This is a genomic window from Pantoea jilinensis (genome assembly GCF_019104105.1).
Classification (GTDB): domain Bacteria; phylum Pseudomonadota; class Gammaproteobacteria; order Enterobacterales; family Enterobacteriaceae; genus Pantoea; species Pantoea eucalypti.
This window is the reverse complement of sequence record NZ_CP077746.1, coordinates 1,629,811-1,649,054: the sequence shown is the minus strand read 5'-3', so window position 1 is coordinate 1,649,054 and position 19,244 is coordinate 1,629,811. Positions and strand designations below refer to the sequence as shown.

26 protein-coding genes and 1 pseudogene are annotated in these 19,244 nt (G+C 51.0%); 14 read left to right on the top strand and 13 right to left on the bottom strand.

The annotated features are described in order from the left end of the window. Window positions 1–31 precede the first annotated feature (31 nt). On the bottom strand, window positions 32–505 hold the full coding sequence (gene yedD / locus KTJ90_RS07660; RefSeq protein WP_003854513.1) for a lipoprotein YedD: 474 nt from the start codon (window positions 503–505) through the stop codon (window positions 32–34). Window positions 506–758: 253 nt separating this feature from the next. On the opposite strand from yedD, the gene KTJ90_RS07655 reads away from it, so the two are divergent. Further along, window positions 759–1,082 carry a DUF6388 family protein gene (locus tag KTJ90_RS07655; RefSeq protein ID WP_008926858.1) on the top strand — a complete coding sequence of 108 codons (324 nt, stop codon included), beginning with the start codon at window positions 759–761 and terminating at the stop codon, window positions 1,080–1,082. A gap of 196 nt (window positions 1,083–1,278) precedes the next feature. On the opposite strand, the gene iraP is transcribed toward KTJ90_RS07655, so the two are convergent. Next, window positions 1,279–1,578, bottom strand: coding sequence for an anti-adapter protein IraP (gene iraP, locus KTJ90_RS07650; RefSeq protein ID WP_003854510.1), 300 nt, complete (start codon window positions 1,576–1,578; stop codon window positions 1,279–1,281). A 175-nt stretch (window positions 1,579–1,753) separates the two neighbouring features. Here iraP and KTJ90_RS07645 point away from each other — a divergent pair, with 175 nt between their 5' ends. After that, window positions 1,754–1,993 (top strand): DinI-like family protein, encoded by a 240-nt coding sequence (locus KTJ90_RS07645; protein ID WP_003854508.1) that lies wholly within the window; start codon window positions 1,754–1,756, stop codon window positions 1,991–1,993. A gap of 38 nt (window positions 1,994–2,031) precedes the next feature. Here KTJ90_RS07645 and KTJ90_RS07640 read toward each other — a convergent pair whose 3' ends face one another. The 3 genes from KTJ90_RS07640 to KTJ90_RS07630 form a co-directional block, all read right to left on the bottom strand. Then, window positions 2,032–2,298 carry a hypothetical protein gene (locus KTJ90_RS07640; protein ID WP_003854505.1) on the bottom strand — a complete coding sequence of 89 codons (267 nt, stop codon included), beginning with the start codon at window positions 2,296–2,298 and terminating at the stop codon, window positions 2,032–2,034. A 151-nt stretch (window positions 2,299–2,449) separates the two neighbouring features. Further along, window positions 2,450–2,791, bottom strand: a complete 342-nt coding sequence (locus KTJ90_RS07635) for a hypothetical protein (protein WP_033763175.1) — start codon at window positions 2,789–2,791, stop codon at window positions 2,450–2,452. After that, window positions 2,778–3,161: a hypothetical protein gene (locus KTJ90_RS07630; protein ID WP_008926860.1), complete on the bottom strand. Its 384-nt coding sequence runs from the start codon at window positions 3,159–3,161 to the stop codon at window positions 2,778–2,780. Before KTJ90_RS07630 ends, KTJ90_RS07635 begins: the two co-directional genes overlap by 14 nt. Before the next feature lie 136 nt (window positions 3,162–3,297). Here KTJ90_RS07630 and KTJ90_RS07625 point away from each other — a divergent pair, with 136 nt between their 5' ends. Then, window positions 3,298–3,930: a helix-turn-helix domain-containing protein gene (locus KTJ90_RS07625; RefSeq protein ID WP_499026152.1), complete on the top strand. Its 633-nt coding sequence runs from the start codon at window positions 3,298–3,300 to the stop codon at window positions 3,928–3,930. 64 nt (window positions 3,931–3,994) lie between these two features. On the opposite strand, the gene KTJ90_RS07620 is transcribed toward KTJ90_RS07625, so the two are convergent. Next, window positions 3,995–4,243 (bottom strand): hypothetical protein, encoded by a 249-nt coding sequence (locus tag KTJ90_RS07620; RefSeq protein ID WP_039659986.1) that lies wholly within the window; start codon window positions 4,241–4,243, stop codon window positions 3,995–3,997. Window positions 4,244–4,560: 317 nt separating this feature from the next. Here KTJ90_RS07620 and KTJ90_RS07615 point away from each other — a divergent pair, with 317 nt between their 5' ends. Then, window positions 4,561–4,761, top strand: coding sequence for a hypothetical protein (locus KTJ90_RS07615; protein ID WP_003854493.1), 201 nt, complete (start codon window positions 4,561–4,563; stop codon window positions 4,759–4,761). A gap of 38 nt (window positions 4,762–4,799) precedes the next feature. On the opposite strand, the gene KTJ90_RS07610 is transcribed toward KTJ90_RS07615, so the two are convergent. Next, window positions 4,800–5,687: a glycosyltransferase family 17 protein gene (locus KTJ90_RS07610; RefSeq protein ID WP_078805256.1), complete on the bottom strand. Its 888-nt coding sequence runs from the start codon at window positions 5,685–5,687 to the stop codon at window positions 4,800–4,802. 345 nt (window positions 5,688–6,032) lie between these two features. On the opposite strand from KTJ90_RS07610, the gene KTJ90_RS07605 reads away from it, so the two are divergent. Next, window positions 6,033–6,185 carry a hypothetical protein gene (locus KTJ90_RS07605; RefSeq protein WP_225613750.1) on the top strand — a complete coding sequence of 51 codons (153 nt, stop codon included), beginning with the start codon at window positions 6,033–6,035 and terminating at the stop codon, window positions 6,183–6,185. Between the two features lie 182 nt (window positions 6,186–6,367). On the opposite strand, the gene KTJ90_RS07600 is transcribed toward KTJ90_RS07605, so the two are convergent. Continuing rightward, on the bottom strand, window positions 6,368–6,646 hold the full coding sequence (locus tag KTJ90_RS07600; protein WP_238329304.1) for an STY1065/STY2022 family phage-derived protein: 279 nt from the start codon (window positions 6,644–6,646) through the stop codon (window positions 6,368–6,370). A 437-nt stretch (window positions 6,647–7,083) separates the two neighbouring features. After that, window positions 7,084–7,326, bottom strand: a complete 243-nt coding sequence (locus KTJ90_RS07595) for a phage repressor protein (protein WP_499026149.1) — start codon at window positions 7,324–7,326, stop codon at window positions 7,084–7,086. A gap of 570 nt (window positions 7,327–7,896) precedes the next feature. Between KTJ90_RS07595 and KTJ90_RS07590 the strand changes: the two genes are divergently transcribed. Then, window positions 7,897–9,033, top strand: a complete 1,137-nt coding sequence (locus KTJ90_RS07590) for an acyltransferase family protein (protein WP_499026147.1) — start codon at window positions 7,897–7,899, stop codon at window positions 9,031–9,033. Here the strand turns inward: KTJ90_RS07590 and KTJ90_RS07585 are convergent. The 3 genes from KTJ90_RS07585 to KTJ90_RS07575 are packed head-to-tail and all read right to left on the bottom strand — an operon-like array spanning window position 9,017 to window position 10,816. Then, window positions 9,017–9,424 (bottom strand): tail fiber assembly protein, encoded by a 408-nt coding sequence (locus KTJ90_RS07585; protein ID WP_499026145.1) that lies wholly within the window; start codon window positions 9,422–9,424, stop codon window positions 9,017–9,019. The genes KTJ90_RS07590 and KTJ90_RS07585 overlap by 17 nt on opposite strands. A gap of 4 nt (window positions 9,425–9,428) precedes the next feature. Next, the gene (locus KTJ90_RS07580) at window positions 9,429–10,136 is read right to left on the bottom strand and encodes a gp53-like domain-containing protein (protein ID WP_499026140.1); all 708 of its coding nucleotides are present in this window, start codon (window positions 10,134–10,136) and stop codon (window positions 9,429–9,431) included. Continuing rightward, entirely contained in the window at window positions 10,136–10,816 is a 681-nt protein-coding gene (locus KTJ90_RS07575; RefSeq protein WP_499026138.1) for a baseplate wedge 1 family protein, read from the bottom strand. The genes KTJ90_RS07580 and KTJ90_RS07575 overlap by 1 nt, the downstream gene beginning before the upstream one ends. 116 nt (window positions 10,817–10,932) lie before the next feature. Here KTJ90_RS07575 and KTJ90_RS07570 point away from each other — a divergent pair. From KTJ90_RS07570 to KTJ90_RS07555, 4 genes and pseudogenes are all read left to right on the top strand, one after another. Beyond that, window positions 10,933–11,310: pseudogene (locus tag KTJ90_RS07570) on the top strand (PD-(D/E)XK nuclease-like domain-containing protein); the annotation flags it as partial. Further along, window positions 11,307–12,209: a RecT family recombinase gene (locus KTJ90_RS07565; protein WP_499026136.1), complete on the top strand. Its 903-nt coding sequence runs from the start codon at window positions 11,307–11,309 to the stop codon at window positions 12,207–12,209. The pseudogene KTJ90_RS07570 and the gene KTJ90_RS07565, both read left to right, overlap by 4 nt. Before the next feature lie 156 nt (window positions 12,210–12,365). Further along, window positions 12,366–12,527, top strand: a complete 162-nt coding sequence (xisR, locus tag KTJ90_RS07560; protein WP_485522975.1) for an excisionase family protein — start codon at window positions 12,366–12,368, stop codon at window positions 12,525–12,527. A gap of 70 nt (window positions 12,528–12,597) precedes the next feature. Continuing rightward, on the top strand, window positions 12,598–13,878 hold the full coding sequence (locus tag KTJ90_RS07555; RefSeq protein WP_499026134.1) for an Arm DNA-binding domain-containing protein: 1,281 nt from the start codon (window positions 12,598–12,600) through the stop codon (window positions 13,876–13,878). A gap of 31 nt (window positions 13,879–13,909) precedes the next feature. On the opposite strand, the gene fliE is transcribed toward KTJ90_RS07555, so the two are convergent. Further along, a complete protein-coding gene (gene fliE / locus KTJ90_RS07550; protein ID WP_003854485.1) occupies window positions 13,910–14,221 on the bottom strand; it encodes a flagellar hook-basal body complex protein FliE in 312 nt (103 codons plus the stop codon). A gap of 231 nt (window positions 14,222–14,452) precedes the next feature. On the opposite strand from fliE, the gene fliF reads away from it, so the two are divergent. The 4 genes from fliF to fliI are packed head-to-tail and all read left to right on the top strand — an operon-like array spanning window position 14,453 to window position 19,221. Beyond that, window positions 14,453–16,180 carry a flagellar basal-body MS-ring/collar protein FliF gene (fliF, locus tag KTJ90_RS07545; protein ID WP_105099072.1) on the top strand — a complete coding sequence of 576 codons (1,728 nt, stop codon included), beginning with the start codon at window positions 14,453–14,455 and terminating at the stop codon, window positions 16,178–16,180. Then, window positions 16,177–17,169 (top strand): flagellar motor switch protein FliG, encoded by a 993-nt coding sequence (gene fliG, locus KTJ90_RS07540; protein WP_003854483.1) that lies wholly within the window; start codon window positions 16,177–16,179, stop codon window positions 17,167–17,169. Before fliF ends, fliG begins: the two co-directional genes overlap by 4 nt. Further along, window positions 17,162–17,860: a flagellar assembly protein FliH gene (gene fliH / locus KTJ90_RS07535; protein WP_039659975.1), complete on the top strand. Its 699-nt coding sequence runs from the start codon at window positions 17,162–17,164 to the stop codon at window positions 17,858–17,860. Before fliG ends, fliH begins: the two co-directional genes overlap by 8 nt. Further along, window positions 17,860–19,221: a flagellar protein export ATPase FliI gene (gene fliI, locus KTJ90_RS07530; protein ID WP_003854480.1), complete on the top strand. Its 1,362-nt coding sequence runs from the start codon at window positions 17,860–17,862 to the stop codon at window positions 19,219–19,221. The genes fliH and fliI overlap by 1 nt, the downstream gene beginning before the upstream one ends. Window positions 19,222–19,244 lie beyond the last annotated feature (23 nt).

Sequence of the window (19,244 nt, the reverse complement as noted above, 5' to 3'; positions counted from 1 at the left end):
CTGTTGGGGCGGTTTTGCTATGGATCGACGGTTATGACTTCGCGTTATTCTCGGTAATCGCCGTGCGCAACAGTTGCGGTTCGATGTTCTGAATCACGGCGGCTTTTGGCTGCTTTGCGACTTCTTCCAGTGCCTGCTGGCACTCTACTGTCGGACGCGCCACTTTGCGTAGGGTCATCCTGTCATAGCTCAGTTCGCCATTATCGACCACCAGCGGCATCACCCGTATCTTACGTGTAACATTCACATAATCGCCATTTAATCGGGTCAGTTTGCCCGGCTTCGCGATGACCCGCATCCACTGACGGCAATCCAGGGTGCTGCCATCGGCATTAATGATCAGACTGGCTATCGCTTTGTCGCTGATCAGGCTGCTCTGTGGGCCGACGGTTTGCCAGGTCCCCTGCAGATCAGCAGGTGCCGGTGTCTGCACCGCATTTTCATAATCGTTGATTTGCGCACAACCACTCAATGCCAGCGCGGCAATCAGCATCCACTTTTTCATGTTTAATCCCTAAGATCACGTCAATGGCGGCTACGTTATAATTTTTCCACCGCGTTACGCAAGATATCTGAATGTTAAGAGGCCACGCAGACGATGATTGCGGCAGAACGAAACCCGCAGTGAGGTCTGCATGAAGCATTTTAACCGGAAAATTGCTGGCGAAGCAGGTTCATCCCTTATCTTTGCCACGCCTGACAAGCAGGAGACAACCCGCTACACTGACGCGCTGCAACAGACTTTCAGGAATATGAATATGAAAACTCCAGAAGCTTACTATGCCCAGGCACGCGAGATGTTTTTTACCGCGCATCCAGACTTTCAATCCGCACTTGACGAATTAACTGAAAGCGATGCCCGCGCCGCCAACCTGTCATTGCGCCAATTGCGCGAATGGCATGCCGAACGTATCTATGCGGCCTTTTTGCGCCAGAAGAATCTGGATGGAATGATCTTCTCCATTCAGCTCGCTGAGCCAGATAAAGCGGTGGCGGCTGAAGCGATCGAGACTTATCTCAAATCTCACGCTGAATCATTGGGTATGAGCTGGGAAGAATTTTGCATTAAAAACGAACTTTAATACGCGCTGCAGAGAAGAGGCCGGTAAAGCACAACGCCTGCCTGCATGAAAGTAGCTGAAGAATGTGTACCCGGTTAAGAGAGTAGTCACTTTTCCGCAGGACTCAGATCATGACCATCCCTGAACAACGCCTGCGCCTGCACTGCCTCTGAAGATGTTGATAAATATCCATCTCCAGAGGCGAATTTTTCCTGCCCTACTCTCTCTCTTCCGTCGCTTTACCCTTCACTTCAACATAACTTGCCACAGCCAGCAGACGATTAATGTGCGTCAGCAGCAGATCAACATCCGATTGCAGAAACCCGGTCGACGATTGCGAAGCGGTAATGATGGCATCCTGCACCGTTTCCGAAATGGTCAGCGAGTTGTCCTGTTTCGCCTGCACCAGCAGCGCTGCAACCAGCAGGGACTGCGCTTCAAGCTGCGCCGTCAACTCTTTTGCATCGACATCCATCTTTGCCAGTTTTAGCAGAATATCTATTACCAGTTGTCGCATCGCGGACCTCCTGAAAAGTAAGCCGTCATTATGTCGTGATGCGTGCGCATTTTTCCAGTTGAAGATCGTGTTTTACACGACATAAAAATTTACGCGAAATCACGCGCCACGCCTTGCCACTGTTTTTATTTACAGTATTATATGTCAGCGATTTTGCCCTGAATGGATTGCCATCATGTTTGTTGAGTTGATTTATGACAAGCGCAACGTTGCCGGTTTACCGGGTGCCCGCGAGATGATTCGTGAGGAGCTGGAAAAGCGGGTGCATCGGGTGTTTCCTGACATTGAAGTTAAGGTCAAGCCGATGGAACGTAACGCGATTGATACTGATTTGAGTAAGAACGATAAAGCGACGGTTGCGCGGATTGTTGAAGAGATGTTCGACGAAGCGGAGATGTGGCTGGTGGCCGATTAATCCTTTACCGGCCACCGCATCAGTTAGCGGGAGATGACTTAGCTCTCCTGCTCGCTGTGATTAATTTCAATCTCGATGTCCTGAATGGCGGCATCCAAATCTTCCAACAGCTTGCCCTGCTTATTCAGCAATGCATCGATTCGGTCGGCGTTCGTCTTATCTTTGTATTCACCGGCGTCAAACGCTAACCAATGGCTGGACAGCGTTTCGGTGTTGGTCTGCGCATAGTGGCGCATCTCTTTTAGCTGAGACGTCACATCACGCAGATAGTCAGTTTTGGTCTTGGTTTCTGTTGAATCGCTCATGCTAAATTTCCTTCTGGTCAGTTATCCAAAGTGGTTAGGCTTAGCGGTTCATCGACCGGCCAATCATCGGGCCTGCATTCAGGTACAAAATGTTGCCCGGAGATTTAAAACTAGTCGATAATAGCGAAGCCGCACTAAGAATAATCGGAAGTTACGGTGTCTGGCCCGGTTTTGCGGACGTCTGGTTGTCTTCAGAAACGACCTCTTTCACTCTACTCAGTGTTTTATCAGCGGTACGATCCGGTATCACATCAAGCTTATGTTGTAATGCTGTGACCTTATCCGTCAGCACCTCGACCCTTTCATCACGTCGTGCCGCTATTGCCCGGTAATCCGCCCTAATCTCCTCGACTCGTTTGTTTGCGGTATTACTGACATAAAGAAAAATAATCGTCATCAGGATGCAAATCATCGAACAACTGAGAAGAATGCAGCCGAGGATAACTTTACGCCTGTATGATATTGGAGCCCTGGTATTATCAATCATTGCCATTGCTGCGATCCTCCAGAGTTGAGATAAGCCGATCAACTTCATTACGAAATTTGTCGTTTTGATCGGTTTCGGTCATTGCTAGCAAAATCCCTACCGCATTCTTGATTAACCTAAGATCGGTTTCGAGTGTCGAGATTCGCCGCAAATTCCTGTCGTGCCGTTCGCGTAATTCATCGTTTTCCTCCCGTATCAGCAGGTTGCTCTCTTTCAGCAACACCACCTGCTCTTTGTAGCTGGTAATAATTTCGCCGCCCGCTCGGTTACTGGTTACGATTGACGCGATACCCGCCAATAACGGTTTCCAGAACAGTGCTGCTGCGCCTCCACCCAGAACTAACGCTCCCATACTGGTAATCAGACTACTTTCCATGCCATACCCCTTTTTCCGGTTAGGTCGCTGGAACATATTGCGTGCTGAAAAGCCACGTCCTCCGCTTGAAATTTAAGTTTACTTAAATACCATGCTTAAGTATACTTAAATCACTTTCAACCAATATGTCAAGCTTATGAAAAACGAAACGCTGGGTGACCGAATCCGCCTCCGACGGAAATCACTGCAATTAACGCAGAAGCAATTGGCACAACAGGTAAAAGTGTCCCATGTAGCGATTTCGCAATGGGAAAAAGAGGAGACGCTTCCGCGCGGTGAGAATCTGCTACGGCTCGCCGAAGCGCTGGGTTGTGCCCCGGCTTTTTTGATAGATGGGGATGGCCCTGTTTTCAGCGAAAGTGCTTATGGCGGTCTTCACCAGATTCCGCTGCTTAATCAGCGTGATGTGACACGATGGCTGACGGATGACAGTTCAGTGCGACACGAATTGCTGATGCATAACGATATGGCGCTTTCGCAGCAGAGCTTTGCCTTTCGCGTTGAAGAACAGGCAATGATGCCCGCGATTGTGCGGGATGATGTGGTGATCATCGATCCGCGAGTTTCACCCCGGCCTGGCGATAGCGTGCTGGCATTACAGCAGCAGATTGCTCTGATCCGTACCTGGCGGCAACGTAGCAGTGAAGGTGGCGTTACGCAGTTTGAGCTGGCCCCCATTAACATCAACTTTCCTGAACTGCATTCCAGTCGGGAGAACCTGAAGCTAATTGGTACAGTGGTTGAACTGCGCCGCTACCGGCAGTCATAAAAAAACCCGCCAATGCGGGTTAATTTTTTATCGTACAACAGTGCACAGCGTCCGGGTCTGGTAACTACAGGGCGTCGGTGAGTTGATCCACGACCACATTGCCCTGCAGATCGGTCTGCATAATGCGGTAGTTCACTGGCCATGATCGGCGGGTACTGAGTTTATCGAACAGTGTGACACCGCCTTTTTTAACGCCCTGACGATTAACGATAATCCACTCGGTCACCTCTTCCTGACCACGATTTCTCAGGCTTAGGGAGCGTTGTTCAATTAACTGATCTTCTGCTTCAATCTTTAAATGGTCTCGTAACATATTTTCTATCTCCTGGTAACGGAGGCCACTATATGCTTTTCATTAATCAGTTCAATCGAATTTATTTATCGATGTTTTTATCGACCTGGAATGTGACCTGTCGCAAGCGATATGGCAAGTTTGTCCATTTCTGCATCAGGAATTTCCCGTTAGCATTGAGCTGCTGTACACCAAAACATCAAAAGATAACATGTTCAGTATGAGAGAAACTCCGATTAGCCCGCTTCTGGCGGGCTTTTTTTTGCCTTTAATTCCATGCTAATGCGGGATCTCAGGGCTGGTCTAGACTTAAACGACTGGGACAACAGGAGTGAATTATGTTTAAGCACAATACGAATGAAGAACGTAAGAAAGAAGGTGATGTCAGCAAAGGCCTGCCCGAAGCAGCACCTAACGCCGGTAATGCGTATGAGGAAGATGATCATCCCGCCACCGATGCACCAAAAGACCATGGTGAAGTGCCGCGGAAAAATGATGACAGTCAGGATGATAAAAAAGATCCCTACAAAGCAACCTGAAGGACGAGAGGCGCGCCCGGTGGGCGCGCTGGTCAGCATCAGGATTTAATAAAATCAGTCAGCTGATGCTGATGTGTAACCAGCCACTCAGGAAAATGTTCAGCGGTAATCGGCAATATTTCCATTCTTCTTGGGCGATTCCAGATATCAATGTTGTTCTCAACGCAGCGCCGGATATGATCCGGGTTATTGAATTCAGGACAGTTATGTTCGGTATGTGAAATCGACGCCATTTTTTCACTTATGCGTTCATCGCTCATCACCCATGAAAAATGCCATCCTCCATCCTTAATGACTTTCGTTCGCCAGCCGAGCCATTTCCAGCGCCACCAGCTGTCGCGTATGGGTGTTCCACGGCGCTTAACGTTGCGCAGTAATTCCGGTTGTCCCATGAAAAAGGTTCGTAATGTTTTAAACGTCACCATTTTTGCCAGTGTGGCACAACGCGGTGTACCGTCATTGTTCAATACACGTACATTATATTTAAAATTGAAATATTGCTGGTGCAATGTTGTACAGAGGTGACGATGGCTACAGGCTTTAATCGCTTCAGGTCGGGGAATTTCATCGACGTCTGACACAATAATAATATCATCATCCTGCGCGCCAGCCAGACCTTGCATAATCTGATTCCGTGCAGTGGATTCATTCTCCCAGGGATCGGTCTCGCCCGCCTTAACCAGAGAGCTATTCGACTGAAAGGCGTGCTGATAAAATACTGGCGCAATATCGTTGACGACATAAATAATTTTATCGCGAAAACGGTCGAATTTCTCAATGTCAAAATTAAGCTTGCATCGGCGTTTACCCGTAAAGGTATAAAGCGATTCAACAATGACAAACCGGTCAACAACATGCTCAAGCGTGTTCAGACGCATTTCAAGCAAAACATCTTCATCGTAGTATAAAAAACAGTCATAAATCATAGTCATCAGAGGCACTTAAGTAGAAAATTTTCATCAGGACAATGGTGTTAATGGCACTTAACAAACGTCTGCATACCTTTTTATAAGGCTGATTTATATGCGTCTGATAGATGCGGTATTTAACTGCGTTAAACTTTCCGTGTTTATTGTAAGCTGGCTAACAATGTAACAGTGGAATAAAATATTGTTGCAGCTAAAAGATATTCGATGCTTTATTTATCCGTCGGATGTTACATTTACTCAGCGGCGCTAGCAATATTAAGCGCAAATTTTTGATTGAAAATCAGCGGGACAAGTGAGTTCCCGATGTTATTTGTCGACAAAATAATGCTTATGATTTAACAGATGAAGAAGATCATTATTGCCCTGAGCCTGCCCCTGCTGGCGGTCATGGATAGTGAACGGGTTGGGCTGCGCCTTTATATAAAACCGCTTATTTTGACGGTCTTGCCTTACCGGAATGGCACAGGACCGGAGATTCAATCTGGAGCAGGATGATCCGCTGCTTACTGGTTAAAAGCGGTTTAACATGGTGCAGGATAATGAAACAGTAGCCTGGGTTGAAAGGGCAAAGTTAAGTCATCATCAAACCAGTGCGACATTTTACTATGACCCAAAAGCACCAGGTGTCATTACTCCATAGTTGCGATAATCACGGGCATTTGCAGTAATAACTCAACTTACTTAGCTGGCTCGCAATCATAGTCACCCCGAATGCGGATCTGACTCTGACTGGTGCGGACGATTTCTGCCCTTAACAACCCTTTGCCATCGCGGTTCGTCTGCTCCATATCCACCATTCCCGGCGCTTTGCTATTTTTAACCCGGATTTTCACCGTTGCGTTGCTGTAGTCACCCTTCTCTCTGGCAAACGTCACTTTCTGGGTTTTTGCCCGTTCACCATTTACTGAGAACCAGCCACTCTTATCCTGCTTAAGGTAAAAGGGTCCGCACTGCATGGCGGCAATGCCGGGAGCTGATAGGCTAATCAACGATGCGATAAGGATAATTATTTTTAGCACTGTGCTGGCGTCCTGCTGATGGGCGATGAGTCGATAGCGCCGAAAAGTGAGGTGCCCGGTGCGTAACGACTAATAATGAACAGTATAGCCAATGACGCCTGCATTGACGTCAGTACAGGGTCATAGGCTTAGCAAAAGGACTGACATTATTGCTGACATTCAAGTCTGCTTATCTTAAGGCAAACAGAAAGATTTAATGCGCAGGTCAGTATAACTAAACCTGCATATTCATGATTTCACTTTGGATATTATGGCCTCTAAGGTGATGTAGGTTGAAGCGTTGTTTTACAGAGACATACCGCAAGTCACAAACTGCCATGTTGGTGGTTTTGAGGTGATTTGCGGTATTTTTTTGTGCTACATGTGTGCTACACCTAAATTACCGGCCTGTCAGGCTCATGTACTGACACTATCTCGGCCGTCACTTTCCCCAGCACGATAATCCCTTCCATGCCTTCTCCGTCGATCGTCTCGCCGTCAGAGGTGATAATCCCGGTTTTGAACAACCTGCCCAGTTGCGGAAACTCGCCGAGCTGGAACGCGACCTTGTCGCCTGGCACTGCCTTGAGTGATTTGTCCGCCAGCACGAACCCGTCCGGTGTCTCAATCATTATCATATTGTTTCTATGAGGCATGAGGATGTCGTTCACGTCGAGGCGGCGCTCGATGTAGTCCGTTGCAGGTGATGGAAATCCCATACCTACCTCACGTATCCCATATTGCGTAACGACCAGATCTTATTCTCGCTTTCCTCCGTAATCAGCTCGAAGAAGTAGTTTTGGTAACGCCGTATCCACCTGTTGCACTCCTGCAGCGTCCACACGTGATTCACTTCCTCCAGTTGCTTCTGGAATACTGCGGTAGTTAGCACCCTGCGGCCTCTGCCGTCCAATATTATCGCTCTTATAAATGCCAGGTGTATGTCACTCTCTCTTGCCATGATAAATCCTCCTTTGATAAATACTGTATGGATAAACAGTAATATCAATCGATAGGTTTGATCAAGGTGGACCAGTTCACAGATTTGTAAAGGGGCTGAGGCCAAAGGAATTTTAATCAGTCTGGTATGGTGATGAGTGGCTAATCTTAAATCACACCCGCAGCCCGCTGAGACTGGTGCTGTACTGTCCACACCGTCGCTGGGGCTTTTTTATGCGCCACGACATCATGGATGCCTTCTGGTTTGAATGGTATCTTTACGCCCTACGAATTCTTTACGGAGCCTTAGCGCCATGTTAGGGATAATCAGATTTTTACTTGCGAGTTGCGTGGTGGCGTTTCATCTCACCGGTAAATTGCCTTTTCTTGGTCAATTCGCAGTCAACTTCTTCTATGTCATTAGTGGTTTTCTTATCACGCTGATACTTAATAAAACATATAAATTCAACTTTATCAGCTTTTCTATAAACAGATTCCTTCGCCTATATCCCACTTACTTTTTTTTCCTGGTCGTTGGCATACTGATAATTTACCTAATGCCAAATACGATTAATTTCCATCCTTCTTGGTCGCGTAACTACCTCCCATTAGATTGGCTAGGTAATGCTCTAATATTCCCATGGGCTTTCTTATCTGACTATGCAGTGCCGAATACATTTGGGGCATTTACGGACTCGTATCCTTTTTTCGCTGACTCATATAGGTTCAGGATAATCACATCTAGCTGGTCTGTCGCGGTAGAGCTAGTCTGTTACTTCCTTCTCTGGTTATTTATAGCGCGAAACCTTGCCTGTTCCTTGTTCAGTATTGCAGCATCAGTTGCATATCACATCTTTGTTTACCGCACTACTGGTGAGCCAACAATGGCGTACTTCCCTTTCTTAGCGGCCATATTGCCCTTTAGTTTAGGGTCACTTGGGTATTTTATATACTCAAAAGTGAAGACCAAGAGTGCGATCATGATTGCCTTTAAAAGGTACCAATGGGCGCTACTTTCTGCTTCAGTTTTTCTATTTTTCGCGAACTGGGAATTGTTCAACATAGGCCAGAATGGAAGCTGGCATCCATTTAATTACTATTTAAACAACATAATATCTATGTGGATAGTTATATCGTTATGTGATTTAAATCCAGAAGGAAGACCGGGTAAGGTAGCCAGATTAATGGGAGACCTGTCTTACCCGGTTTTTCTATGTCAGTATTTTGGCGGGTATGTAGCCTGGTATATCGTGGGTTTTAATGAGCAGAATCGCGGGTGGGAGATATTCTTTATTGGTTACATCGTGTCCATCGCAATGTCTTTGGTTTGCATCTATCTGATTGATGAGAACATAAGGAAGATCAGAGACAAGGTCAGGCGGAAAGCTGTTACTCAGGCGCTTTAGGCCACTCAATATTAGGTGCTTTTGACGTATCAATCCGATTAACCATTACGCGGTAAGTATTCCACGCCTTGAGGCTCGCCGCTTCTTTGTCTGTTGCAATTTCAAGGTCTGCGGCATCTTGTAGTGGATCGATTGCGATAGTGGCAAGAGCGAGAAGCTTTGCTTTTTCAGATGCAGCCATTACAGCGAGCTGTTCTGCCGTAGGTGCTGGATAGTCCTTCAGGATCGGACGGCCTTTTTTGTCTGAAGAGATTAGTCTGCCCTTAGATTGACCATCAAGTAAAGCTCCCCACTCCTCATCCGTTATTTCAATCGCATCCTCAGGAATAGTATCGCCATTCATTTCCTCGGAGTAAAAACCGTTTGTTAAAGCCGAATAGAATTTAGTCATTTTTTTATCTACCTATCGCTAAAACTGTAAAGGCTCCGACGCCTGCGGAAGTTGCAACCCAAGAGATTGAGCTCCTGGTTGTCGTGTTAATGCTCCATGCTAAGTTGAAGCTGCTGGGTGAGCCAGTCGTAATAGAATCGCAAATAAAGGCTACAAGCGTTTGATTGCTAAAAGCGACTGGCAGAGCCACTGATCCGCTCGTTGTGCCGTCAGGTGCGGTGCTATTTATCCACTGCAAGACTAGGCCACCTGGTAATTGCTGATAGCCGCTTGATGACTGTAGGCTTGCAAAGCTTGCCATGTCAGGGATATTACCGACTGCAGTCCCGACATTTTTCGTTGCCGCTGTGCTGCACCCGATATTAAATCGGGCATCAGCTTGAGCCTGACTTCCGGCATTAAGGAATTCGATTAGCCTGTTTGAAATTCCCAGATATCTGGTATCAGAAAGACTCGTCAGTGCTGATTTAAAGCTAGCCATCAGCGTGCTGATATTTCCATCATCTTTAGCGTCCTGCCCCCTGTCATTTAAAAATGCACCCAGCATGGCAGCCATTACTGTTCCCTGCCGAAGAGCTTTATTGATCTGGGCTGAGCTGGCTTTACCTGACTGGAAGCCACTCAGTAAAGCTGCAAGTGCCTCATAGTCTGACTGGGCTGTAACATTGGCACCACTGCCTGTAGCAAACGGTTTGAAGTTATTTGTCGCCATTAAAGGTTTACTCCCCATGCGCCGTCATCAAATCCGGCTATAAATTCATTATCCATATCGAAACCGAAGAATTTCGTTCCGACAGATGGTGTCAATATTGAAGGTGTCTGAATATCGCCAGCCCATACGCCCGCAGCTTTTACTGTCAGGTAGCCTTGTTTTATTGCAGCGATAAGCTCACGTGAAACAAGGGCAATATCTATTTCAGGGAGTACCAATACTGAGATCGTCATGTCCTGATTATCGACAATCTGCATTTTCAGCCCTGAGCCTTCCAAAGCGGTTTCAAGGATTGGGGGTAGTGAGTCGTTTTGCCCGTCCCAGTTGTTAATGGCTATCTTCGCTTTCAGAACGGTTCGGTATGTATCATCGCTTAGGCTGGTAAAACCTGAATCAGGGTCGTATGGACCTTGCCACACCCCCTGATCCCATCCGAGCCCATCGGTATCAAAGGAAAAATACACTCCGCTGATTGGCTGGCTGACGATTCTGGTTCGCCCAATCCACTCCCCCAACACGTCAAGCTGCACACCGATTGCGCTGTCGATATCGAAGGCAGTGAGCAGGCTTTGTAATGCTATGGAGGTGTCGTTAAGCGGCTGCGTGGAAAGGTCGATATGCTCGACAAAGAGGGGCTTTCCCCGGTGATAGTTGGTTATTCTGTCGGTGTATTTGCTCATGATGTCACCGTGAGCGCGATGTTAGCTGTGCTGCAGGATGCTGATTCGTTAAAGACTATGACAATGTTTGACGCGGCTATGCAGCCAGGCATCTACTACGACATCAGCAACGAGGACTTTGCCGGATACGGCCAGATAAATTCCTTTCGGGACAGCCCGTCATCGTCGACGTAAAAAAAGTGGCCGATATGTCCCGCTTCGCCCGCCACGCCGAAGAGTTCCGCTATCACTTTCAGGACGCCTATTACCAGGAGGGATTCAGTAAACACTTCGGCGAGTATCCGCTATTCGTTTTCATTGCCGTCAGTGAGTCGATCGACTGTGGCCGCTATCCGGTGCGCACCTTCCAGTTGCAGGAAGACGATGTTGCCGTGGGCTACGACCTGTTCCGCCGCAATCTTGAGACCTATCACGAATGCATGCTGTCCGGTAACTGGGGCGGCATTGAAGAAATTACACGCCCTTACTGGGCTAAGAGAAAGGATTACGCATGAGCAAAGACATCATCACCGCGCCCGTCAATGAGGCTGACACGAAAGCGGCAATCTTCAGCCCGAGCGGCCTGCAGAAGTTGCAGGCGTTTGCGGAAGTTATGGCGCAGGGTAAAGCAACAGTTCCTGCTCACCTGTCCGGCAAGCCCGCTGACTGTCTGGCGATCGCATTACAGGCTGCTCAGTGGGGAATGAATCCTTACGCCGTGGCGCAGAAAACACACCTGGTAAACGGCACGCTGGGATATGAGGCGCAGCTGGTCAACGCGGTAATTACCAGCTCCACAGCCGTGCAGGGGCGTTTCAAATACGAATACGGCGGCGACTGGGAGAAGTTCAAACCAGGTGCAGCCAACGCATCGAATGAGCGTGGACTGTCTGTGCGTGTCGGGGCAGTACTGAAGGGTGAAGCGGAAATCACCTGGGGTGAGTGGCTTTATATGGAATACGTCACCACTCGCAATTCCCCGCTCTGGAAGACGGCACCAAAGCAGCAGCTGGCGTATCTGGCAGTTAAATACTGGGCGCGCCTCTACTGCCCTGACGTAATTCTCGGCGTCTATACGCCTGACGAGTTTGAGCCAGCGCAGCGAGCGGAACGCGACGTAACGCCAGCCCGCAGCCGTGCCCACCTGAACAACCTGATTAACAGCAAGCCTGAAACGCAGCAGGCCGAGTGCGAAATTAACCCGGCGACGAATACCAGTGCAGCAGCGCGCACGCCGGATGAGCTGCTTGCAGATTTCACTGAAGCTTCTGCTAACGCTGATTCCGTTTCAAGCCTAGATCGCTTCTATAAGTACGCGGCGCGCATGCTGGCAAGCGAAGCTGAAACGTTAGAAAAGGCCACCGATGTCTACCTGCTTCGCAAGGCGGAGATTGAAGAGGCACTCAGCAAATAACAGGAGACAACATGGAATCACCTGAATACCGGCGTCGCGGCAATCAGTTAACTCTTGGCCGCCGCTGGTCACCCGATGAGATAGTCCTTCTGAAAGAACTCGCAGCAACCATCCCACCCAAACTTATAGCCCGACAGCTTATCTGAAGCAGTACTGATGACAATCACCGGCATGAAGAAAAACACCATCAAAACAGCCCGCGAGGTGTCATGGATGGAAGGCCGTGAGTATAAGCACGTCTCCCCCGATGGCGCGCCGCGCGATAACAGCATGTGCTTTTACGACTTACGACTGGAAGGCGATCGAGAAGTGGATTGATAACCAGCCAGCAGCGATTGCCAGGAAGAAATCTGCTTAAATGCAGATCCATTTCAACAGGAGAAGGCGTATGTCTGGATATCCGACAGGAGTGGCTCACAACAAGAACCACCTTCGAATCTGGTTCATGTATGAGGGGCAAAGACGGTGGGAGGCGATCGGGGTTCTCGATACACCCAAAAACAGGAAGATGGCTGGCGAGCTGCGAAGCAACATTGTCTACCGCATTAAAACAGGGACGTTTGATTACCGGAGTGAGTTTCCCGACTCACCACTTTTTAAGAACGAGGTAGGTTCGTTGAAATCGGTGGCTATCAGGGAGGTGGCAGATTTGTGGCTCAAGCTCAAAAAGCCCGACTGGGCCAACAGCTCGTATGTCACAACAGAGCGTCGCGTCAGGGTGACGCTGGATATCATCGGCAGTGGAAAGGATATCCGGTCAGTCATGCAGAAAGATAGCCTCAATCTCCGTATTGAGCTTCTGAATGGCAGTTACTTTACCGGCAGGAAGATGAATATAGAAAAGAAAGGCAGGACGGCGGCCACGGTTAACTCCAGCATGGCAGACCTGAAGGCAATCTTCGCCTTTGCTCATGGCAACGGGTATATAGAGGCAAATCCGATGACCGGCATCAAACCTCTGAAAAAGTCGAATAAGCGTCCGGACCCGATTACGCGCGAGGAGTACCCTCGCCTCATCGCCGCATGCTCTACACGACAGACAGCAAATATGTGGTCACTCGCCATCCTGACAGGATTACGTCACGGAGAGATATGTGCGCTTGCCTGGGAGGATGTGGACCTTGAAGCCAATAAGCTGACAGTCAGCCGCAACCTTACGCCGCAGGGTTTATTCACGCCGCCGAAGACTGAAGCCGGAAACCGTGTCATATGCCTGATGGATGCAGCTGTCGATATTCTGCGCGATCAAAGGGAACTGACCCGAATGTATCCTCAGACCTCATTCACCTTTCATACCAGGGAGTATGGCGAGCGAATTGAGGAACAGAAGACATTCGTGTTCAATCCCAGCGTTAACGCAGTCAACGGCAGGTCGGGAGCCTATTACTCAACAGAGTCTCTCGGGCAGATATGGACCGGCGCACTAAGGCGTGCAGGCCTGCGGCACCGGAAAGCCTATCAGTCACGTCATACGTTTGCGTGCTGGGCGCTTTCAGCAGGCGCAAACCCGAACTACGTTGCATCGCAAATGGGTCACTCCGATGCGCAGAGGGTGTACCGGGTTTATGGCGCCTGGATGTCAGAGAACAATACCGACCAGCTATCACTCATCAACACGAAAATGAGCGATCTTGTGCTACATACGTGCTCCACTAAAGTGGCAGTATGATAAACCCTAACAGCTTCAGACAGTTACCCGCCTAAACCTGCATATTCATGATTTCGCTGTACGCCGACACCAGTTTGTTCCTGACCTGAATCCCCATCTGCATTGAGATTGATGATTTCTGCAGATCGACCATCACATCATTCAATGCGATGCCGGGTTTCCCCATTTCAAAATCCTGCGCCTGGGTGCGTGCGGTAGTCTGCGTCTCGCTGATCTTATCCAGCGCCGCTTTCATGGTCGCGCCGAAATCGATCTGATTGGGGGCTTCACTGCTGCGATTACTGGCCTGCAGTGAGGTCGCCTGTAGCTGCTGCAGTACGCCGTCAATTGCCTGAATGGACATGAACGATACCTTTTAAAGAGGATGACATTTTTGATGTGAGCAAAAGTTAGCACGTTGTCAATGAGACAAAGCCGCTAAATAACATCAAAAACCCTACCTTATCCAGCCATCGAATTTTGCTTATCACCTAATAATGCCTGGCATTGAAGTGGAAATTTTATCTACGCAGGTCAGGGAGTCTGTTTTGCCATCTCAACTTACCCGGTCAATTACGTCAGGCAGGAAACGGTCATGAATGCGAGTACAGCCGCCACAACAGAACAAGAAAAGAAAGGCTTCGGTGACCTGTTAGCTCGCCTGCGCGCAAATCCGCGTATTCCTTTAGTCATCGCCGCGGCTGCTGTCATAGCAATCGTGATCGCGATGGTGCTCTGGGCGAAACAGCCATCTTATAGCGTCCTTTATAATAACCTCACTGATGAGGATGGCGGTGCCATCGTCACGCAGCTGACGCAGATGAACATTCCCTATCGCTTCGCCGAAAACGGCGGCGCATTAATGGTGCCTGAAGCGAATGTGCATGAGCTGCGTCTGCGTCTGGCTCAGCAGGGTCTGCCGAAAGGCGGCTCGGTAGGCTTCGAGTTGCTGGATAAAGAGAAGTTCGGTATCAGCCAGTTCAGCGAGCAGGTTAACTACCAGCGCGCGCTGGAAGGCGAACTGGCACGCACCATCGAATCGCTGGGCCCGGTCAAAAGTGCCCGTGTTCATCTGGCGATGCCTAAACCAACCTTATTTGTGCGTGAGCAGAAAGCGCCCTCCGCCTCTGTCACCTTAACGCTGCAACCTGGCCGTGCGCTGGACGAAGGTCAGATTCAGGCCATTGCCCACATGGTCTCAAGCAGCGTCGCCGGTTTACCGCCGGGCAACGTGACGGTGGTCGATCAGACCGGACGCCTGCTGACTCGTTCTGATTCTGCTGGTCGCGATCTGAATGACGCGCAGCTGAAATACTCCTCTGAAGTTGAAGCGCGTTACCAGCAACGTATTGAAGCAATCCTGAATCCGATTCTTGGCCAGGGCAATGTGCATGCGCAGGTTACCGCGCAGATTAACTTCGACACTGCCGAGCAGACTGACGAGAAATATCAGCCTAACGCTAATCCGTCGAACTCAGCGATTCGTTCGCGTCAGACCAGCACCAGCGATCAATCAGGCAGCCCTTATCCGGGCGGCGTGCCGGGCGCACTTTCTAACCAGCCGGCGCCAGCCAACACCGCGCCGGTGACGACGCCGAACAACAATGCAGCCAACGGTCAGGCCGCGAATGGTCAGAATAACGCGGCGAATAACGCCAGCCAGACCACCAGCACTGCACCGGCCAGCTCAGGCCCGACGAATTCACGTCGTGATGACACGGTGAACTACGAGCTGGATCGCTCCATTCGTCATACCAAAGTCAACGTCGGCGACGTACAGCGCCTGTCGGTTGCGGTAGTGGTGAACTTTCGTGCAGATGATAAAGGCAAAGCCGTTGCGCTGAACGAACAACAACTGAAGCAGATTGAAGACCTGACCCGCGAAGCGATGGGCTATTCCCAGAGCCGTGGCGACAGCATTAACGTGGTGAACTCGCAGTTTAACACCACTGAACCTGTGACCACTGATTTGCCATTCTGGCAACAGCAGTCCTTCTTTGATCAGCTGATGGATGCCGGTAAGTGGCTGCTGGTTGCTCTGGTCGCCTTCGTCCTCTACCGCAAGATGGTTCGTCCGCATCTGGTTCGCAAGCAGGCCGCAGAGAAAGCCGCTGCTGAAGCCGTTGCCGCCCGCGCCGCTACTGATCAGCCGCAGGAAGAAGCCTTTAATGTGCAGCTCAGCAAAGATGAGCTGGATCAGGAACGTAAGTCAAACAACCGCATGAGCGCAGAAGTGATGAGTCAACGCATCCGCGACATGTCAGAAAACGATCCGCGCGTCGTCGCGCTGGTAATTCGCGAATGGATGAGTAAAGAGCTATGAGTCTGACCGGAACCGAAAAAAGCGCCATCCTCATGATGACCATTGGTGAAGAGCGTGCTGCGGAAGTTTTCAAACACCTGAATCAGCGCGAGGTGCAGCATCTTAGTGGTGCGATGGCCAATATGCGTCAGGTGTCGCACAAACAGCTGACAGAGGTGCTGCGTGAGTTCGAAGCAGATGCTGAGCAGTTCGCGGCGCTGAGCCTGAACTCGAACGAATACCTGCGTTCGGTGCTGACACGTGCACTGGGCGAAGAGCGTGCCTCCAGCCTGCTGGAGGACATTCTCGAAACGCGCGAAACCACCAGCGGTATGGAAACGCTCAACTTTATGGAACCGCAGGCCGCCGCCGACCTTATTCGCGACGAGCATCCACAGATTATCGCGACCATCCTGGTGCACCTCAAGCGTGCCCAGGCTGCGGATATCGTGGCGTTGTTCGACGAACGTCTGCGTCACGATGTGATGCTGCGTATCGCGACATTCGGTGGTGTGCAGCCAGCCGCGCTGGCCGAACTGACCGAAGTACTGAACGGCCTGCTGGATGGCACCAACCTCAAGCGCGCGAAGATGGGCGGCGTGAGAACGGCAGCCGAGATCATCAACCTGATGAAAACGCAGCAGGAAGAGGCCGTTATCGAAGCGGTACGCGACTTCGATGGCGAACTCGCACAGAAAATTATCGACGAGATGTTCCTGTTCGAAAACCTGGTGGCCGTGGACGACCGCAGCATCCAGCGTCTGTTGCAGGAAGTGGAGTCCGAGCAGCTGCTGGTTGCACTGAAAGGTGCCGAACAGCCACTGCGCGAGAAATTCCTCAAAAACATGTCAGCCCGTGCGGCCGATATCCTGCGCGACGATCTGGCCAACCGTGGTCCGGTTCGGATGTCGGCAGTGGAAAACGAACAGAAAGCAATCCTGCTGGTGGTTCGCCGCCTGGCCGAATCTGGCGAGATGGTGATTGGTGGTGGCGAGGAAACGTATGTCTGATGCATTTTCTGCCCGCCCCTGGCAGCTGTGGCAGCCCAATGATTTAGGCCGTTTTGATGAGCCTGAACCGGCGCTGCAGCCAGAAATCTACGACGCTGAAGATGGCGATGGCGTTGATGAGCAGCAACAGCAGCTTGAACGTCTGCAGCAGCAGATGCGGAAAGAGGCACAGAGTCAGGGTTACAACGAAGGTTATCAGCAGGGTGTGACCGAAGGACAGAAAGCGGGCTATGACGCCGGTTTTCAGCAGGGTCTGGCCGATGCCCAGCAGCAGCAGGCGCCCCTTCAGGCGCGGATGCAGCAACTGGTAACGGAGTTCCAGAACACGCTGGAATCCCTGGACAGCGTCATCGCTGCCCGTCTGATGCAGCTGGCGCTGGAAGCGGCTCGCTCGGTGATTGGTCAGGCGACCACGGTAGATGGCACCGCCCTGCTGCGCCAGATTCAGGGTTTACTGCAGCAGGAACCAATGTTCAGCGGCAAACCGCAGCTGCGTGTTCACCCGGATGATTTACAACGTATTGAGCAGACCCTGGGTCCGACGCTGGATCTGCATGGCTGGCGTCTGATCGCTGACAGCACCCTGCATCCTGGCGGCTGCAAACTCAGCGCAGAAGATGGCGACCTGGATGCCAGCGTCGCGACGCGCTGGCAGGAACTTTGCCGTCTTGCTGCACCTGGAGAAATTTAATGACCACCCGTCTGAATCGCTGGCTTGGCTCGCTCGACGCCTTTGAGAAACGGATCGCCCAGGTGCAGCCGGTGCGCCGTTATGGCCGCCTGACCCGCGCCACCGGCCTGGTGCTCGAAGCGACCGGCTTACAGCTGCCACTGGGTGCGACCTGTGTGATCGAACGCAACGATGGCAAAACCATCAGTGAAATCGAAAGCGAAGTGGTGGGATTCAACGGGCAGAAACTGCTGATGATGCCACTGGAAGAAGTGGACGGCATTTTACCGGGTGCGCGTGTCTATGCGCGCCAGAACGGTGAGAACCCGCAGGCAGGCAAACAGATGATGCTGGGCCCGGAACTGCTCGGCCGCGTACTTGATGGCAGCGGTCGACCGCTGGATGGCCTGCCGTCGCCGGATACCGGCTATCGCGCACCGCTGAACACCCCGCCGTTTAACCCGCTGCAGCGTACGCCGATTACCGACGTGCTGGATACCGGCGTGCGGGCGATTAACGCTCTGCTGACGGTCGGTCGCGGGCAGCGTATGGGCCTGTTCGCCGGTTCGGGCGTGGGTAAAAGTGTGCTGCTCGGCATGATGGCGCGCTACACCAAAGCCGACGTGATCGTGGTCGGTCTGATTGGCGAACGTGGCCGTGAAGTAAAAGATTTTATCGAGAACATTCTCGGTGCTGAAGGCCGCGCGCGTTCAGTGGTTATTGCCGCGCCGGCCGACGTGTCACCGCTGCTGCGTATGCAGGGTGCCGCTTACGCCACGCGCATCGCGGAAGATTTTCGCGACCGCGGCAAGCATGTGTTGCTGATTATGGATTCCCTGACCCGTTACGCCATGGCGCAGCGTGAGATCGCCCTGGCAATCGGTGAACCGCCCGCAACCAAAGGCTATCCGCCTTCCGTATTCGCCAAACTGCCTGCGCTGGTTGAGCGTGCCGGTAACGGCATCGACGGCGGCGGCTCGATCACTGCCTTTTATACCGTTCTGACCGAAGGCGACGATCAGCAGGACCCGATTGCAGACTCTGCGCGCGCCATTCTCGACGGCCACATCGTGCTGTCGCGCCGGCTGGGCGAAGCGGGTCACTATCCGGCCATCGATATTGAAGCCTCGATCAGCCGTGCGATGACGCATCTGATCGATGAGAACCACTATGCACAGGTGCGCCAGTTTAAGCAGTTGCTTTCCAGCTTCCAGCGAAACCGCGATCTGGTCAGCGTCGGCGCCTATGCCGCCGGCAGCGATCCGATGCTGGATAAAGCGATCACGCTCTATCCGCAGATGGAAGCTTTCCTGCAACAGGGCATCTTTGAGCGCAGCGATTATGACGACGCCAGCCTGCATCTGCATGCGCTGTTTGGCTAGTCACATGAATTAACACGAGGTAA

Excerpts from the sequence above, each read along its gene's own strand:
- KTJ90_RS07655 (WP_008926858.1), top strand. The coding sequence starts at position 759 with ATGAAAACTCCAGAAGCTTACTATGCCCAGGCACGCGAGATGTTTTTT.
- KTJ90_RS07565 (WP_499026136.1), top strand. The coding sequence starts at position 11,307 with ATGAGCAAAGACATCATCACCGCGCCCGTCAATGAGGCTGACACGAAA.
- KTJ90_RS07625 (WP_499026152.1), top strand. The coding sequence starts at position 3,298 with ATGAAAAACGAAACGCTGGGTGACCGAATCCGCCTCCGACGGAAATCA.
- iraP (WP_003854510.1), bottom strand. The coding sequence starts at position 1,578 with ATGCGACAACTGGTAATAGATATTCTGCTAAAACTGGCAAAGATGGAT.
- KTJ90_RS07620 (WP_039659986.1), bottom strand. The coding sequence starts at position 4,243 with ATGTTACGAGACCATTTAAAGATTGAAGCAGAAGATCAGTTAATTGAA.
- KTJ90_RS07635 (WP_033763175.1), bottom strand. The coding sequence starts at position 2,791 with ATGGCAATGATTGATAATACCAGGGCTCCAATATCATACAGGCGTAAA.
- fliF (WP_105099072.1), top strand. The coding sequence starts at position 14,453 with ATGAATGCGAGTACAGCCGCCACAACAGAACAAGAAAAGAAAGGCTTC.
- KTJ90_RS07630 (WP_008926860.1), bottom strand. The coding sequence starts at position 3,161 with ATGGAAAGTAGTCTGATTACCAGTATGGGAGCGTTAGTTCTGGGTGGA.
- fliI (WP_003854480.1), top strand. The coding sequence starts at position 17,860 with ATGACCACCCGTCTGAATCGCTGGCTTGGCTCGCTCGACGCCTTTGAG.
- yedD (WP_003854513.1), bottom strand. The coding sequence starts at position 505 with ATGAAAAAGTGGATGCTGATTGCCGCGCTGGCATTGAGTGGTTGTGCG.
- KTJ90_RS07605 (WP_225613750.1), top strand. The coding sequence starts at position 6,033 with ATGAAGAAGATCATTATTGCCCTGAGCCTGCCCCTGCTGGCGGTCATG.
- fliG (WP_003854483.1), top strand. The coding sequence starts at position 16,177 with ATGAGTCTGACCGGAACCGAAAAAAGCGCCATCCTCATGATGACCATT.
- KTJ90_RS07595 (WP_499026149.1), bottom strand. The coding sequence starts at position 7,326 with ATGATAATGATTGAGACACCGGACGGGTTCGTGCTGGCGGACAAATCA.
- xisR (WP_485522975.1), top strand. The coding sequence starts at position 12,366 with ATGACAATCACCGGCATGAAGAAAAACACCATCAAAACAGCCCGCGAG.
- KTJ90_RS07575 (WP_499026138.1), bottom strand. The coding sequence starts at position 10,816 with ATGAGCAAATACACCGACAGAATAACCAACTATCACCGGGGAAAGCCC.
- KTJ90_RS07585 (WP_499026145.1), bottom strand. The coding sequence starts at position 9,424 with ATGACTAAATTCTATTCGGCTTTAACAAACGGTTTTTACTCCGAGGAA.
- KTJ90_RS07640 (WP_003854505.1), bottom strand. The coding sequence starts at position 2,298 with ATGAGCGATTCAACAGAAACCAAGACCAAAACTGACTATCTGCGTGAT.
- KTJ90_RS07645 (WP_003854508.1), top strand. The coding sequence starts at position 1,754 with ATGTTTGTTGAGTTGATTTATGACAAGCGCAACGTTGCCGGTTTACCG.
- KTJ90_RS07555 (WP_499026134.1), top strand. The coding sequence starts at position 12,598 with ATGTCTGGATATCCGACAGGAGTGGCTCACAACAAGAACCACCTTCGA.
- fliH (WP_039659975.1), top strand. The coding sequence starts at position 17,162 with ATGTCTGATGCATTTTCTGCCCGCCCCTGGCAGCTGTGGCAGCCCAAT.
- KTJ90_RS07600 (WP_238329304.1), bottom strand. The coding sequence starts at position 6,646 with ATGCAGTGCGGACCCTTTTACCTTAAGCAGGATAAGAGTGGCTGGTTC.
- KTJ90_RS07615 (WP_003854493.1), top strand. The coding sequence starts at position 4,561 with ATGTTTAAGCACAATACGAATGAAGAACGTAAGAAAGAAGGTGATGTC.
- KTJ90_RS07610 (WP_078805256.1), bottom strand. The coding sequence starts at position 5,687 with ATGATTTATGACTGTTTTTTATACTACGATGAAGATGTTTTGCTTGAA.
- KTJ90_RS07590 (WP_499026147.1), top strand. The coding sequence starts at position 7,897 with ATGGTATCTTTACGCCCTACGAATTCTTTACGGAGCCTTAGCGCCATG.
- KTJ90_RS07580 (WP_499026140.1), bottom strand. The coding sequence starts at position 10,136 with ATGGCGACAAATAACTTCAAACCGTTTGCTACAGGCAGTGGTGCCAAT.
- fliE (WP_003854485.1), bottom strand. The coding sequence starts at position 14,221 with ATGTCCATTCAGGCAATTGACGGCGTACTGCAGCAGCTACAGGCGACC.